Origin of the sequence: Rothia sp. HMSC069C01 (assembly GCF_001814655.1) — a bacterium.
Taxonomy (GTDB): domain Bacteria; phylum Actinomycetota; class Actinomycetes; order Actinomycetales; family Micrococcaceae; genus Rothia; species Rothia dentocariosa.
The window spans coordinates 435,171-450,365 of record NZ_KV817408.1 but is presented as its reverse complement, the minus strand read 5'-3'; the positions used below and the strand labels follow the sequence as shown (position 1 = coordinate 450,365).

14 protein-coding genes are annotated in these 15,195 nt (G+C 52.9%); 1 reads left to right on the top strand and 13 read right to left on the bottom strand.

The window, feature by feature from the left end; all coding sequences use genetic code 11:
* Nucleotides 1–68 precede the first annotated feature (68 nt).
* The 4 genes from HMPREF2981_RS08670 to pyrR are packed head-to-tail and all read right to left on the bottom strand — an operon-like array spanning nucleotide 69 to nucleotide 3,608.
* Nucleotides 69–614: a PH-like domain-containing protein gene (locus HMPREF2981_RS08670; protein WP_070662414.1), complete on the bottom strand. Its 546-nt coding sequence runs from the start codon at nucleotides 612–614 to the stop codon at nucleotides 69–71.
* Between the two features lie 31 nt (nucleotides 615–645).
* Nucleotides 646–1,953, bottom strand: coding sequence for a dihydroorotase (locus HMPREF2981_RS08665; protein WP_070450345.1), 1,308 nt, complete (start codon nucleotides 1,951–1,953; stop codon nucleotides 646–648).
* Between the two features lie 24 nt (nucleotides 1,954–1,977).
* Nucleotides 1,978–2,979: an aspartate carbamoyltransferase catalytic subunit gene (locus HMPREF2981_RS08660; RefSeq protein ID WP_070662411.1), complete on the bottom strand. Its 1,002-nt coding sequence runs from the start codon at nucleotides 2,977–2,979 to the stop codon at nucleotides 1,978–1,980.
* On the bottom strand, nucleotides 2,976–3,608 hold the full coding sequence (gene pyrR / locus HMPREF2981_RS08655) for a bifunctional pyr operon transcriptional regulator/uracil phosphoribosyltransferase PyrR (RefSeq protein ID WP_048754022.1): 633 nt from the start codon (nucleotides 3,606–3,608) through the stop codon (nucleotides 2,976–2,978). Before pyrR ends, HMPREF2981_RS08660 begins: the two co-directional genes overlap by 4 nt.
* Before the next feature lie 244 nt (nucleotides 3,609–3,852).
* On the opposite strand from pyrR, the gene HMPREF2981_RS08650 reads away from it, so the two are divergent.
* Nucleotides 3,853–4,623, top strand: coding sequence for a hypothetical protein (locus HMPREF2981_RS08650; RefSeq protein WP_048752107.1), 771 nt, complete (start codon nucleotides 3,853–3,855; stop codon nucleotides 4,621–4,623).
* A gap of 87 nt (nucleotides 4,624–4,710) precedes the next feature.
* Here HMPREF2981_RS08650 and nusB read toward each other — a convergent pair whose 3' ends face one another.
* From nusB to alaS, 9 genes are all read right to left on the bottom strand, one after another.
* The gene (nusB, locus tag HMPREF2981_RS08645; protein ID WP_004004728.1) at nucleotides 4,711–5,121 is read right to left on the bottom strand and encodes a transcription antitermination factor NusB; all 411 of its coding nucleotides are present in this window, start codon (nucleotides 5,119–5,121) and stop codon (nucleotides 4,711–4,713) included.
* Nucleotides 5,121–5,684: an elongation factor P gene (gene efp / locus HMPREF2981_RS08640; RefSeq protein WP_004004729.1), complete on the bottom strand. Its 564-nt coding sequence runs from the start codon at nucleotides 5,682–5,684 to the stop codon at nucleotides 5,121–5,123. Before efp ends, nusB begins: the two co-directional genes overlap by 1 nt.
* A 209-nt stretch (nucleotides 5,685–5,893) precedes the next feature.
* Nucleotides 5,894–7,051 carry a 3-dehydroquinate synthase gene (aroB, locus tag HMPREF2981_RS08635; protein ID WP_048754021.1) on the bottom strand — a complete coding sequence of 386 codons (1,158 nt, stop codon included), beginning with the start codon at nucleotides 7,049–7,051 and terminating at the stop codon, nucleotides 5,894–5,896.
* Nucleotides 7,044–8,312 carry a shikimate kinase gene (locus HMPREF2981_RS08630; RefSeq protein WP_246825424.1) on the bottom strand — a complete coding sequence of 423 codons (1,269 nt, stop codon included), beginning with the start codon at nucleotides 8,310–8,312 and terminating at the stop codon, nucleotides 7,044–7,046. Before HMPREF2981_RS08630 ends, aroB begins: the two co-directional genes overlap by 8 nt.
* Before the next feature lie 3 nt (nucleotides 8,313–8,315).
* Nucleotides 8,316–9,533: a chorismate synthase gene (gene aroC / locus HMPREF2981_RS08625; protein WP_070662408.1), complete on the bottom strand. Its 1,218-nt coding sequence runs from the start codon at nucleotides 9,531–9,533 to the stop codon at nucleotides 8,316–8,318.
* Nucleotides 9,534–9,615: 82 nt separating this feature from the next.
* Nucleotides 9,616–10,530 carry a shikimate dehydrogenase family protein gene (locus HMPREF2981_RS08620; protein ID WP_070662405.1) on the bottom strand — a complete coding sequence of 305 codons (915 nt, stop codon included), beginning with the start codon at nucleotides 10,528–10,530 and terminating at the stop codon, nucleotides 9,616–9,618.
* Nucleotides 10,531–10,693: 163 nt separating this feature from the next.
* Nucleotides 10,694–11,905, bottom strand: a complete 1,212-nt coding sequence (mltG, locus tag HMPREF2981_RS08615) for an endolytic transglycosylase MltG (RefSeq protein WP_004004734.1) — start codon at nucleotides 11,903–11,905, stop codon at nucleotides 10,694–10,696.
* Complete coding sequence (gene ruvX / locus HMPREF2981_RS08610; RefSeq protein WP_013399125.1) at nucleotides 11,902–12,429, bottom strand: Holliday junction resolvase RuvX; 528 nt, start codon at nucleotides 12,427–12,429, stop codon at nucleotides 11,902–11,904. The genes mltG and ruvX overlap by 4 nt, the downstream gene beginning before the upstream one ends.
* A gap of 28 nt (nucleotides 12,430–12,457) precedes the next feature.
* Nucleotides 12,458–15,139 carry an alanine--tRNA ligase gene (alaS, locus tag HMPREF2981_RS08605; protein WP_070662401.1) on the bottom strand — a complete coding sequence of 894 codons (2,682 nt, stop codon included), beginning with the start codon at nucleotides 15,137–15,139 and terminating at the stop codon, nucleotides 12,458–12,460.
* Between the last annotated feature and the right edge of the window lie 56 nt (nucleotides 15,140–15,195).

The following is a 15,195-nucleotide window of genomic DNA, read 5'->3' as shown; positions in this document are numbered from 1 at the left end:
GTGTGCAGGAAATTCTTGGTATGCCGTTCGTAATTAGCGGGCATTTTGTGGGTGAGTTGTATGTGTATTTAGTGATGTGCCGTCTCTTCCCGCACCCATTTTTCGGGGCTATCGACCGCATCCGGCGAGATCTCGCGAAGCTTCTCAAGCGTAATTTTCTTCTGATCAGCATAGCGAGTGCGAAATCCGGTCTGCACGCGGTGACCGTCAAGAGTCCAACCGATCACTATAAGTCCGTCACGTTCTACAACCTTGCCGATCATTCCCCGGCCGGTGGTAATGACCGCAAGTTTCTTCGCGGGAATCCACAGGTCTTTAGCCCCGTTGCGGGTGAAGATAATGCCGTCCGAGTAGATCAGGAGCGTGGATTTTGTTTTGAACCCTAGCTGGTCGAACCCCACACGGTTCAGTTCATCACCGAACATCGTAGTGCTCACATACTCCCCCTCAAACGCCGCCTCGGCTTCAAACCCGTCGTAGCGTTCGGGAACGTCTTTGAGCGAACCGAACATCGTGGACTGCCGCTTGAGACGGGATTTCCAACCGCGCCAAATACCAAAGAAGCACAGTGCCACCACAGCAACGCAGATAAGGGTGGGAATCAGTTTTTCCACGGTTCTTCTTTCTTCTCGGTTTTTGGAACGATCAAGCCTGCCGGTGAGGGCTCGCGAGCTCACCATTCAAAACGGTTGGATGCCCCGCGTAAAAGGTTGCACGCACAACACCGGGAACCTCCATCCCGCGATACGGGTTGTTCTTGCCCTTCGTGGCCTGATCCTCAGGCTTAATCACACGGCTAGCCTTCGGATCAACCAACACGATATTTGCTGGTTCACCTTCGGCAAGCGGACGGCCCTGCTCAGCATCCAGGCTGCCAATTTTCGCCGGAGTTTCGCTCATAATCCGTGCGACATCGGCCCAGGTAATATGCCCCGGCTCCACAAGAGTCATCTGAATAATCGAGAGTGCCTGCTCAAGACCGGTCATGCCGTTTGCAGCACACGCCCATTCACATTCTTTGCTTTCTGCCGGATGCGGTGCGTGGTCGGTACCAATAACATCAATAATGCCGTCGGCAACAGCCTGACGCAGAGCAAGCACATCCTCTTCGGTGCGTAACGGCGGGTTCACCTTAAAAATCGGGTCGTAGGTGCGCGCCTTTTCATCGGTCAAGATCAGGTGGTGCGGGGTAACCTCGGCGGTTACCTGCACGCCGCGAGACTTAGCCCAGCGCACAACCTCGACCGAGCCTTTAGTTGAGAGGTGGCAAATATGCAGACGCGAGTTCAAATGCTCAGCCAGCAGAACATCGCGGGCGATAATAGCTTCTTCCGCCACAGCAGGCCAGCCGGTAAGCCCCAGATCGGCGGAAACCTTACCCTCGTTCATCTGAGCGCCCTCAGTGAGGCGGGGCTCCTGCGCGTGCTGGGCGATCACACCGTCAAAAGTCTTTACGTATTCAAGAGCACGGCGCATAATCGCCGGATCGTAGACGCACATGCCGTCATCCGAGAACACTCGAACCTTCGCCTCAGAGGTCGCCATAGAACCAATGTCCGAGAGGAATTCGCCTTTCAGCCCAACGGTCACTGAGCCGATAGGCTGCACACGGCACCAACCAGACTCTTTACCCAGCCGGTCAACCTGCTCAACTACGGCTGCGGTATCTGCAACGGGAAGTGAGTTCGCCATCGCAAAAACAGCCGTGTAGCCGCCTAAAGCCGCCGCGCGAGTACCGGTCTCAACGGTTTCAGAAGCCTCATATCCGGGCTGGCGCAGGTGAGTATGAATATCGACCAGACCGGGAAGAGCAATCTGACCAGAAGCATCAACGACCTGAGCGTCTGCGGCTTCTATATCTTGACCGATACGCGCAATTTTGCCATCCTCAATCAGGATATCGGCAACGCGCTCACCCAACAGGGATGCGCCTTTAATAAGGTACGTGCTCATATGTATTCCTTCTTTCGGATAGCGTTAAGATTCGTCGCCGGAATATAGTTTCTCGCTTGACCCGTCAGTCAAGAGCAGGTACAGCACCGCCATGCGAACCGCCACGCCGTTACTGACCTGGCGCAGCACCCAGGCGTTCTGAGAATCGGCGGCTTCGGCGCACAGCTCCAGCCCTCGGTTCATGGGACCCGGATGCAGAATTGCGATTTCTTGAGGCTGCGCCAGCAGATTCTCGAAACGTTCTTTGGTGAGTCCCCACAAGGCGGTATATTCCTCTGCCGAGGGAAAGTAAGCGGCGTTCATACGCTCTTTTTGGATGCGCAGCATCATAACCGCGTCAGGTTTTGTAGCGATTGCGTCATCAAGATCGTGGAAAACTTCAAGTCCCCAATCCTGCTTCCAACGCTCAGTATGCACAGGCAAAAGCGTAGGCGGAGCCACAAAAGCGACATCGGCCCCCAGATTTTTTAGCAACCACAGATTCGACCGCGCCACGCGAGAGTGCAGAATATCCCCCACGATCAGCACACGCATACCGTTTAAATCGGTTCCTCGCGTTGATTCCAGACCATCATGCTGAGCCTTAAACTGGCGTAGCGAAACCGCATCCAAAAGAGCCTGTGTCGGATGCGCATGCGTGCCGTCCCCCGCATTTAGCACGGGAATATCGGTCCACCCGGCCTCGGCAAGACGCTGCGGGGCACCCGAAGCCGAATGACGAATCACGAAGGCATCCGCACTAATCGCTTTGAGAGTCTGAGCAGTGTCTTTGAGGGATTCTCCCTTAGAAACCGATGAACCACGCGCAGCAAAATTGGTGATATCGGCGCCCAGACGTTTCTCTGCGGATTCGAAGGACAGTCTGGTACGCGTTGAGTCTTCAAAGAAAAGGTTGACTACAGTCTTGCCAGCAAGCACATTGAGCTTCCGGTTTTCTGCCTTAACCCGTGCCATATAATCAGCAACATCGAGTATTTCAATGGCCTGAGTTTGTGTGAGATCGCGAGTGTCAAGCAGATGTTTCATGAAAGCTGTCCTTCCAGCTGAATGATATCAACGCGGTCTGTGGCGTTATCCGTTTCTTCGAGTACCACACGAACCTTCTCTAATGCACTGGTCGGAAGGTTTTTCCCCACGTGGTCGGCGCGAATTGGGAGTTGCCGGTGTCCGCGGTCTACGAGGACTGCCAGGCGTACGAGGGCGGGTCGTCCGTGGGCGTTGAGTGCGTCGAGGGCGGCGCGTACGGTGCGGCCGGAGTAGAGGACGTCGTCAACGAGGACTACGGTTTTGCCGTCGAGACCGCCCACCGGGATCAAGGACTCCCCCGCGCTGCGGTTTTCATATTCCTCATCGGTGAGGTCATCGCGATACGAGGTAATATCGAGAGCGCCCAGGCCATTTTTGAGATCAAAATTTGAGTCATTCGTCTGGATGCGCTGTGCCAGACGCTGTGCCAACGGGTATCCACGAGACCGAATACCTAAAAGCACCAGGTTATCGGTTCCCTTATTAGACTCAAGAATTTCAAAAGCAATACGTGTAAGAGCGCGACGGATCTCATCGTCGCTAAGGATAGTGTGCCCTTCATTGGGCGTTTTTATTGGCGCGCCTATGGGATGCGCACCAGGCTCATAGGGTACAGATGTCCCCGACACAGCCGACTCCTTCCCCGCCTCACAGGACGGATTTAAAGGTCTCTTGCTTTTACCAAGACTACCATACGTACCACGCAGTTCAGGGGTATGTGTTCCTGAAGTTTTAATTTTTTTCGGAGTCAAAATCCTCTACATATCATGCAATAAACGCTCATGTTCCCTGAACAAAGACTCATAAAACGTCGAGAGTCCATTATGCTAGTAAAAGCATCACCGATAGTACAACCACACCGAGGACTGCATCATGGAAGATCTCTTTGAGGGCCTGGTAAGAATTATCTTTGGGATTCTTGCAGCCCCTATCGTTTTCGTGGCGCACCGCTACTTTAAGCGCCGCAACCGAATGCGCACCCGGCAGCTTATGGAGCTTGGCTTTGCTTCTTCCACTCAGGTGATTCGGCATACTCTTGGAGAGACTCAACGCAACTCATACTTCTCGGTTATTGGTGCAGTCCTCTTTGGACTATGTACCCTCATCATGGCATGGATTTGGATAGCTTCCTCTTTTGACACTATCGCTACTGTCCTACTGAGCGTCGTTGCTCTATGCGCTCTTATCTTCATCTGGTACTACCGCCGATCCTACGTTGAGTTCAGGCTATACGAGTTTATGAGATCCCGGCTTGGCGAGGGCGTTATCACTCTTGACTATGCTGATATTGATGCCTATACATTTACCTACAATAAGTTTGAAACCGCTCTTAAAATCACCACGGTATCCGGCATATCATTTGAGCTCGATCCCGCCATTCAAGACTGCCGTTACCTCTGTGCCATGATCGCTATGCGTATGCGTTCTAATCGCTGGCCCGATCCGTCCTCAGACCGTGATATGAGCGTTGTGCTTCATATGATGCGTACACAACACTGGCTCAAGTTCCTACTGCACGTACGTGAAGGGTCTAACCTTGCTGCTAATAATCTCGCTTCTACCCAGCATCGCAATACTCGGTACACCCATGAGGGCAGCGAACTTTTTGAAGAGGCTAAACGCCAGCTCGGGTTCTATGCATAACCCGGCTTGATCTGTATGAATGTATACTAAAAGCCGCCTCAAACCCCTAAAAAGCAGGGGTTTGAGGCGGCTTTATAACTGAGCCGTTTAAGCAAGCAGAGTCGGTTTTACCTGGCGCAGCTTATCCAAAAGACCGTTAACAAATTTCGGTGAATCGTTTGTAGAGAGCACACGCGCCAAACCGGTTGCCTCCGAGATAGCAACCGCATCTGGAACATCATCATTATAGAGAAGTTCCCACGCGCCGATCCGCAAAATTACGCGGTCGACAGCTGGCATACGCTCAAACGACCAGTCACGCGCATAGGTCTCAAGGTATTCTCGAATCTCGTCATCATGTTCACGTACGCCGCGCACGATCTCTTCGGCATAGGCCGAGATCTGAGCGGCAGTATGCAGACGGCGTCGCTTCAGCACATCAATAATGTCTTCTTGACGCTGATCGGCTTCAAAAAGTACCTCGACGGCACGTAAGCGGGCTTTGGTACGAGAGTTCATTAGTCGTTAACACGGCCCAGGTAATCGCCGGTACGGGTATCAACCTTCACCTTGGTGCCTGTCTCCAGGAATAGTGGAACCTGAATTTCATAGCCGGTCTCAAGAGTTGCAGGCTTATTGCCACCAGTGGAACGGTCACCCTGCAGGCCAGGCTCGGTGTAGGTAATTTCAAGAACAACAGAGGCAGGAAGCTCAACATATAGCGGAGTACCCTCATAGAGGGCTACAGTCGCGGTCTGCGACTCCAGCATGTAGTTAGCAGCATCGCCCACCACAGCTGCAGGAACATTAATCTGATCATAGGTCTTCAGATCCATGAAGACGTAGTCTTCGCCGTCCTGGTAGAGATACTGATAGTCGGAACGATCAACAGTAGCAGTCTCAATCTTAGCGCCAGCGTTGAAAGTGCGGTCGACAACCTTACCGGAGGTTACGTTACGCAACTTGGTACGCACAAACGCACCACCCTTACCGGGCTTTACATGCTGGAACTCAACAACGGACCACAGACCGCCATCAATCTTGAGGATTGCACCGTTTTTAATATCAGTGGTAGATGCCATGCGGCTCTCCTTCGTATTGTCGACGCTTACACACAACACGATGCGTGTTGCCGCAGGCGCTAAGTTATCAATGAGCAAATAATGTCGCCCTTTAGTTTACACTATGGCACCGCTACTATGACATATCTAAGTAAAATTCCCATCACGTTCTGTATGTTTGACTGCCTAGACATGGGTACCCCCTGTAAAAGCACCTAAAATGCAGTTAGTTATTCGGCGATTTCTTGGTATGTCATATACAGGATGGAGTCATCGGGAACCTCATAAACACGCGGTTTACCCAGTCCTTCCAAAACGATAAAACGCAAAAGCGAGCCGCGCGCTTTTTTATCCCGGCGCATAGTTTCGAGAAGCTCTTTCCAACGATCCCCCCGGTAACCCACTGGAAGATTCAAAGATTTGAGAATGGCACGGGTGCGATCAACAATTGTTTCATTAAGATACCCAGCGGCAAGCGCGAGCTCGGCCGCATACACCATCCCCACCGCAACGGCTGCGCCGTGGCGCCACTGGTATCGCTCGGCACGTTCAATAGCGTGCCCTAAGGTATGCCCGTAATTGAGAATTTCGCGGCGACCAGATTCGCGTAGATCTTCGGAAACAACCTCCGCTTTCACCCGAACGGCACGCTCAATCAGGTCACGCACTATTGACGACTGAGAATCCCGAATCTTTTCTGGGTTAGCCTCAATAATGTCAAGAATCTGTGGGTCAGCAATGAACCCACACTTTACGACCTCCGCCATACCTGTTAAAAGCTCATGCTCCGGCAAGGTACGCAGCGTACCAATCTCACAGAGCACTGCAGAAGGTGGCCAAAATGCCCCCACAAGATTCTTTCCCTCGGCGGTGTTAATACCTGTTTTTCCTCCCACAGCGGCATCAACCATGCCAAGAAGAGTGGTCGGAATGTGAATCACACGTACCCCGCGCAGCCAGGTTGCCGCCACAAAACCGGCAACATCAGTAATGGCTCCGCCGCCCACTGAAATAATTGCATCCGTGCGTGTAAAGTCGTTCTGACCTAAAACCTGCCAGCAAAATGCGGCCACTTGATGGTGCTTAGCTTCTTCAGCATCAGGAATTTCAGCGCTAAAAGACTCGTAGCCAACTTTACGCAGATCCTCCATAACAAGCTCGCCGGTAGCCCGTAGGGCGCGCGGGTGGATCACCAAGATTTTATGCGCTGTGTTACCTAGAATATCGGGGATTTTCTTAAGCAAATTATGCCCCACCAGAACATCGTAGTTCTCGCGTGGTGAGCTGCCTGTGACGGGTATATAGGTAATGTCTTCCTCACCGGAAGCTCCGAAAGTTGGAGCTACAGAGGTTTCGGACTCAGCGGCGTGATGTGACTGTTCAATCATGAGAGTGTTCCTTTCGGAAGGCAAGAACAAAGTTCTGAATTTCGGCGGTCATAACGCTAATATTTTTTTCTCCACGCGCATCCAAAGTATACTGTGCAAGTTCCTCATACCGATGCTGCCTATGCTCAAAAATCTCAGACCAGCGCTCTACCGGGTTAGGCTCTAGAAGCGGGCGGGTTTTATTGCCTGTAATGCGCGGCTCAACCGTATCCACATCGACCAGAATGTAAACCACGCATTCGTCACGCAAAAGGTCAGCAACCGCATCAGTCATAGGGGCACCGCCACCCAGCGAAAAAACTGTGTTGCGATAGGTTGGCGAGGTCAGCACATCTTCAATAGTCTTGCGTTCAAGTTCCCGAAAATAGGCTTCACCAAAGATTTCAAAAATCTCGGATACCTCACCATAACGTTCCACAATCAGCTGGTCGGCGTCAAGAAACTCATAGCCGTAAAACCGTGCAAAATGGGTGCCAATATAGGTTTTTCCCGCCGCCATAGGACCGATGAGAACTACCGGACGGGCACGTTCGGCAAATTCTTCCTGAAGCTCACGTACCTGCTGCGGATGTATGCGAAGGGTATTTTCCTCGCTTTTCTCCTTAGAGATGCTTTCGCGCTTTGATTCTAAACTAGCAGTGCTATGCCTCAGGTGTGCAGCCTGTGCCATACGCGCTGTAATCGCGGCAAAACTTGCGGATTCATGTGGCTGTTCAGACACAGGTGCCCGTTCCAAGTCATCATTTTTACGTGAAGCCTGTTCCGCAACGATGCGCGGGCGTGCGAAGATTGCGGGCGTCGGTATAGTGTCTGATTGCTGACCGCGTGCTGCCTTGTTCGTCTCCAATACTTCAGACTCTTCAGGAACTTGAGGACTCCCCTGTCCGTCCTGCGGTTTATGAGATTCTACAGTAAAGCCCGCCAATTTTTCACGAAAAACGCTTGAAGCGAGAGGAGCGGGTGTATCCGAATCAGATGAAGCATATACCCGTACCTTCGACGTAGCGCGAGGGACAGCTTTCCCAAATTTCCCAAAAACCGTGAGTGGGCTGGGAACAGCCGCTTTGCGAGCAGAATGAAGTTCTTGAGTGTGTGAGCCTACCTCATGCTGTTCAGCCGTATTCTCCTCAGGTTCCGAAAGCTTTGACTGCGGGCGCGATGCATTCCCCTCTCGGGCACGGCGCGCTGCTTCCGCTATGCGAGAGAAAGGGTTCGTCTCCGACGATGGGCGCCCGGAAGGCGCTGGATCCTCAGCAGCCACAGTCTAGGAATCCCATCCCGCAACATTAGATGCCCAAGCCAGAGATTCGGGAATCTCTGCCAGATAAGAGTCCATATTTCGACGTGTCTCGCCGATGGAATCGCCACCAAATTTCTCCAGTGCTGCCTGTGCGAGTACAAGGGCGACCATAGCCTCCGCCACCACACCGGCGGCTGGTACAGCACACACATCAGATCGCTGATGATGCGCCTTCGCGGGTTCCCCGGTTGAAGTATCAATAGTTTTGAGTGCCTTGGGAACGGTAGCGATAGGCTTCATAGCGGCACGAACACGCACAAGATCGCCTATACTCATACCGCCTTCAATGCCGCCGGCTCGGTTCGTATCACGAGTCACGCCATGTTCACCGACCGAAATCTCATCGTGTGCGACGGTACCAGGGCGGTCGGCGGTCGCAAAGCCATCACCAACTTCGACACCCTTAATAGCTTGAATCCCCATTAGCGCTGCGGCAAGGCGAGCATCCAGACGACGATCCCAATGCACATATGAACCGAGTCCTGGGGGCATACCATAAGCCAAAACCTCGACGATACCGCCGAGTGTTTCTCCATCTTTGTGCGCCTCATCAACCCGGGCGACCATAGCATCTGAAGTAGCTTTATCGAAGCACCGAAGAGGATCAGCGTCAAGAGCAGCAACATCACGGGGAGCAGGCACTGACACTCCATTGGGCGCGTGTACGCCGCCCACTGCAACAGTATGCGATACAAGCTCAACACCGAGTGCTTTTAAAACCTGAGCGGCGACCACGCCCAGAGCTACCCGAGTCGCGGTTTCACGTGCCGATGCGCGCTCAAGAACAGGACGAGCCTCCGAAAAGTTGTATTTCTGCATACCCGTAAAATCCGCGTGACCGGGGCGCGGGCGTGTCAGGGCAGCATTGCGGGCACGCCCTTCAATAAGTGCGGGATCTACCGGATCTGAGCTCATGACATCAACCCATTTAGGCCATTCAGTATTCGCGATTTCAAGTGCTACGGGGCCACCCTGCGTCAGGCCGTGCCGTACCCCGCCCAGAATACGCACTTTATCTTCTTCAAACTTCATACGAGCGCCGCGGCCGTACCCTAGACGGCGGCGAGCCAGCGCATCACGCACCATCTTGCTGGTAAGCTCCACGCCGGCGGGGACTCCTTCGATAATACCGACCAGCGCTTCACCGTGAGACTCCCCCGCGGTCAGCCAACGTAGCTCCATGTATTTCCTCATCTCCGTTTTGCCGTCCTGAGAGTTCCGGCACCGTCAAAGTTTGAATCTGTATATAAATTCTAACGTCTCTTTAGCGCACAATGTCAGGAAGCTGTTCACGCGGAGCAAGATTGACAGCGGCACACATCGCATTGAGCACGTCAAGCTCGTGCGGGAGACGCTGATCTGTAGCATGCCCGGTAAAAACGCGCACCTGGTCGAGAGCCTGATAGAGAAGCATTTCAAGGCCTGATACGACGCACCCGCCGCACCGCTCCCAAATCTGCGCTAGCTGAGACGGCCACGGATCATAAGCTACATCCAGTAGAACAGCGTACGGGTAGACCTTGTGTATGTTTTCAGTAAAATCATCTGCAGCATGAGCGGGGAGAGTCGAGATCACCGGGTAATACGCGGCGCAGTCTTCCGGAAACCGGGTAAGAGGCTCTGCCTGGACCTCAAGACTCAGACGTTTTGCTGCGTCATATATGGCAGAGAGCTTATGCAGTGAGCGCGCGTACACCGTCACACGAGTGTACCCCAAACGGTGTAAGGCGGCTAGAGCAGAAATAGCGGTTGCGCCGCCGCCCAGGATAGCCGGTTGTGTCGTTGTTTGGTGAGTTTCAAACCCAGCATGTAGAAGTGCATTGACGATGCCGCCGACATCTGTATTATGGCCACGCGGCAACGGCACTTCAGTATCTTCTGTCTTTCTCCAGAAAACGGTGTTAACCGCCCCAGTCACCTGGGCCAAAGCGGTTGTTGAGTGCATATACCGAATAATATCGGTCTTGAGCGGCATCGTGACCGAAAACCCGCAGATTGCTTCTCCGGCCTCTGCCTCGTCCATGAGGGCCGGAAGATCCTCAGGGAGCGTGTCACGACGGGCATACGCAATGTTCTCTTTGAGTACCTGGTACGCAGCGGTATGTAAAACTGGCGAGAGCGAATGCGCTATAGGATGCCCCAGCACATAGGCTCGTCGTGCTCCCGCTGCTTCAGTCATGGTATTCCCTTCCCACGCGATGCCATTTAGGTTGTCCGTCACTTTATACACATAAACGGAACGGATGCTCCTTCCAGTTTAGTGGAAGGAGCATCCGTTCCGTTTTATGAAGAACCGTACAGAACCTACAAATACGGTGCCTCAGTACTGACTATGCAGTATCTTACTTACAGCGACCTGAGTGTTCCTCACACCACTGGTTGTACTCGTCAACGTACTTCTGGTGTTCCTTATAGGTGCGGGAGTACTTCGTCTCACCCGTGTCAAGGTCAACCGTTACCCAGTAGTAGTACGGGTTGTTCTCGGGATTCGCTACCGCTTTGATTGAGGATAACCCTGGCGATGCAATCGGGCCTGCAGGCAACCCCGTATTTGCATAGGTGTTGTACTTATTATTCTTATCAGCCTTTTGCTCTTCCGTGAGGTGATATGAACGTACACCCAAGCCATAGGTCACGGTAGCATCGGACTGAATCAAACCGTTAGTCTCCCCCTTGGGGTTATTGAGGCGGTTATTGATAATGCCCGCAACGGCCACATAGTCCTTAGGCTGTGCTTCAAGCTCCACGATAGAAGCCTTAGTCAGGACCTCAAAGGTTCGTTGGTCTCCGCTAACTCCTGCTTCCTGCAAATCAGCCTTTGTTCGCGAAACCATAGCCTCAATAATTTTCTTGGCGTCGGTCCCTTCCTTCGGAATTCGGTATTCGCCCGGGTGCAGCCAGCCTTCCATAGAGGGGAAGTTCTTCGGGATACCGTATTCTTCGGGGTGAGACATAGCAGCTTCAATATCGCGACGACTTATCTTGCCTTCGGTAGCTTTAGCGATAATATCGACCGTCTCGTTCATACGCTTACCCTGCTGAACCGCGATATAGAAAATATTATTATCGCTATCTACCAGGTTCTTCACGACCGAAGAGCTGCTCATTTGCTTCTGCAACTCATAGGTACCAGCTTTAAGAGTTTTACCGTTAGCCTCTTTCTGGTACACGTCAATAAACTTGCCGGGATCGGCAATAATGTCTTTTTCTTTGAGCGCCTGCGCAATCTGCGCGGTACTCTCACCCTGCTCAATCGTGAAGCTTACCGGCTCGCCATTTCCCGACCCCGAATAGTCACGATTTTTGAAGGGGTTAATGTCGTAACGCTGCACGAAGACCACCCCAAGCACAATAAGTACCACGGCAAAGACGCTCAAAGCTGTTGCCATGATGGTGTGGCGGCGACGCTTACGTGCGCGTAGCTCCCTAGCGGTTACCACCTCATCCTCAAGGGTGATACCGCGAATGCCGGCCTGGCTTTCGGCGAGTGTCGGACTGAGAAGCTCGCTTAAGCTACTCTCTCGCGTCCGCTGTTTTGTAGGTTCTTCGGTCACTGAAGGTTCTCCGTTTCGTTGACGGGGCCGTCTATAGTCTCTTGCAGATGGGAATCTTCGCGAGGTGATTCATGCACCAGATATCCAGCGACAGCTTGCCCAGCTTTAAGAGCATCCAGACTGTACTGCAATATGTTAACAGCAGCAACCTGGTCAACCATAGTCTTGAAATTTCGGCTGGATACACCAGCCTCGTGGAGGGAACGATGCGCGCTCACTGTGGTGAGACGTTCATCGACCAGCCAAATGTTGATGTGTGTATTTCCTTCTGCATCCAATTCGGAGCGCAAAGCGTGGGCGTAATCCCGTGCCATGCGGGTGGAGTCCGACTCTCCTCCCCGCATGGTTTTGGGAAGCCCCACAAAGATCTCTTTCACGTCGTTAACCTCCACAAGTTTGCGGAGAACTCGACGGTCCGAGTTCTTCTTGCTGTCACGACGGAGTGTCTTGAGCGGAGTCGCCAAAATGCCGTCTGGGTCGCTCAATGACGTGCCAACGCGGGCATTACCCACGTCAACACCCATCCGTACTCCTCGTTGAAATTCAGTCAAGTTATGCCTGCGCTATCGCGTTGCGGATAGCATCCAGTGCTTCTGAAACCTTCGAAGCATCCTGTCCGCCACCCTGTGCAACATCGTCCTTGCCGCCGCCACCGCCGCCGAGTATACCTGCTGCGAGTCGCACCAAGGCACCGGCTTTAATGCCAGCTTCACGGGCACCTTCATTTGTGGCGACAAGAATAACCGGGCGACCATTGGCCACGCCAGTCACCGCCACAACGGCAGCTTCAGAGCCGAAGCGTGAACGTAAATCTAACGCTAGCGAACGAACACCGTTGGCGTCCAGCTCTCCCGCATGATGTGTAAGAACTCGTACGCTGCCGATGGTTTGCGCGTTTTCTAAAAGCTTACCAGCCTCAGCCTGAAGCTTCTCGCGGCGCAGCTTTTCAAGTTCTTTCTCAGCTGACTTTAGTTTCGCCAACGTCTGGTTTATTTTCTCGGGTAGTTCAGCCGAGGACTGCACTTTCATCATGCCGGTCAGCTGATTGACTAGGGTACGCTCAGCGGCAAGATGCTCGAAAGAATTCATACCGACCAGTGCCTCAACGCGGCGGTTACCCGAGCCCACAGACTGTTCAGTGAGCAGAGTCAGAGAACCAATTTCAGATGAAGTTCCTACGTGGGTGCCGCCACAAAGCTCACGCGAGAACTCTCCACCGATTTCGACCATACGCACGATGTTGCCATACTTCTCGCCGAAGAGGCTCATAGCGCCTAGGGCTTTAGCCTCGGCAAGAGGCATCTCACGCGCAATAACTTCGTGATTATCCCGGATAGCGAGGTTTGCTACCTCTTCGACTTCACGCTTAGCGGAGTCAGATAGGCTCTCACCCCATGCGAAGTCAAAACGCAGGTAGCCTTCCTTATTGAAGGAACCACGCTGAGTTGCTTCATTACCCAATACCTGGTGCAAAGCCGCATGAACAATATGGGTACCCGAATGGGCTTTTTCACCATCTCGACGACGCTGCACATCAACCTGCGCCACAACCTCAGCGCCCGGATGCGCTTCACCTTCACGAACAACGGCGCGGTGAACGCTCAAACCCTTGACGGGCTGCTGCACGTCCTGAACATCGATCACGAAACCGTTTCCAGTAATCACGCCGGTATCAGCTGCCTGTCCGCCGCCCTCCGCATAGAACGGGGTTTCGTCCAAAACAACCTCGATCTTATCGCCCGCTTTAGCTACGGGAACGGAAACCCCATCCTTCAGCAAAGCACGAAGATGAGTTTCGGTACGAAGTTCGGTGTACCCGGTAAAGATAGAACCACGTTCATCCACGAGCTTACGAAGCTCAGAGAGGTCTGCGAAAGAACCTTTTTTAGCCTTAGCATCAGCCTGAGCACGGTGACGCTGCTCAGCCATCAGTTCGCGGAACGCCTTCTCATCAACCTTTACGCCTGCTTCAGCAGCCATTTCAAGGGTCAGGTCGATTGGGAATCCGTAGGTATCGTGCAGTGCGAATGCTTCTGCCCCAGAAACAGAGTTTGACCCGTCTTTCTTAGCCGTAGCAACGGCTTCTTCCAAACGCTCAGTGCCGGTTTCAATCGTATGCAAAAATGCCTTTTCCTCGGCATAAGCGATGCGGGAAATACGCTCGAAATCATCCGCCACGTAGGGGAAAGCACCAGCCATCGCATCGCGAGAAGCGGGGAATAGAATAGGCAGGCACGGTTCAGTAACGCCCAGCAGACGCATCGCACGAATAGCGCGGCGCATCAGGCGGCGTAGAATATAGCCGCGTCCTTCGTTGGAGGGAGTCACACCATCGGCAATCAGCATGAGAGAAGAGCGAATATGGTCCGCGACCACACGCATGCGCACATCGTCTTCATACCCCGGATCTTCGGGAGATTCAGAGCCGTGGTATTTTTTCCCGGAGAGCTTCGAAGCGGCGTCAAGTACCGGGCGCACCTGATCGGTTTCGTAGAAGTTTTCAACACCCTGCAGAAGCATCGCCAAACGCTCAACGCCTAAACCGGTATCAATATTCTTCTTGGGCAATTCACCCAGAATCTCGAAATCTTCCTTACCGATCCCTTCACCACGCTGATACTGCATGAACACAAGGTTCCAGATCTCAATATAGCGATCGTCGTCTACCGCCGGACCGCCTTCTTTGCCGTATGCAGGTCCGCGGTCATAGAAAATTTCGGAATCGGGGCCTGCAGGACCAGGCTGACCTGTAGACCAGTAGTTTTCCTTCATACCCATGCGTTGGATACGTTCTTCGGGGAATCCTACGGTTTTAGTCCATACGTCGAAGGCTTCGTTGTCTCCTTCGTAAATGGTCACCCACAGACGTTCCGGGTCCAACCCGTAACCGCCTTCATCCTGACTAGCGGTGAGTAGTTCATAGGCGAAAGGAATAGCTTGCTCTTTGAAATAATCGCCAAATGAGAAGTTACCCGCCATCTGGAAAAAGGTACCATGACGGGCGGTCTTACCTACTTCGTCAATGTCGAGGGTACGAATACACTTCTGAACGCTTGTTGCACGCGAGAACGGAGGGGTCTCTCGTCCAAGAAAATAAGGGATAAATGGCACCATACCGGCAATGGTAAACATGGCACCGGGTTCGTTTGAGATGAGTGATGCAGAAGGCACCACGGTATGTCCGCGCTTCTCGAAAAATTCGATCCAACGCTTAGAAATTTCCTGTGAGAGCATCGCTTTCCTTAGACAATTCTGTGTGAAAATCTACGAAATCTATCAAGTTCGTCATG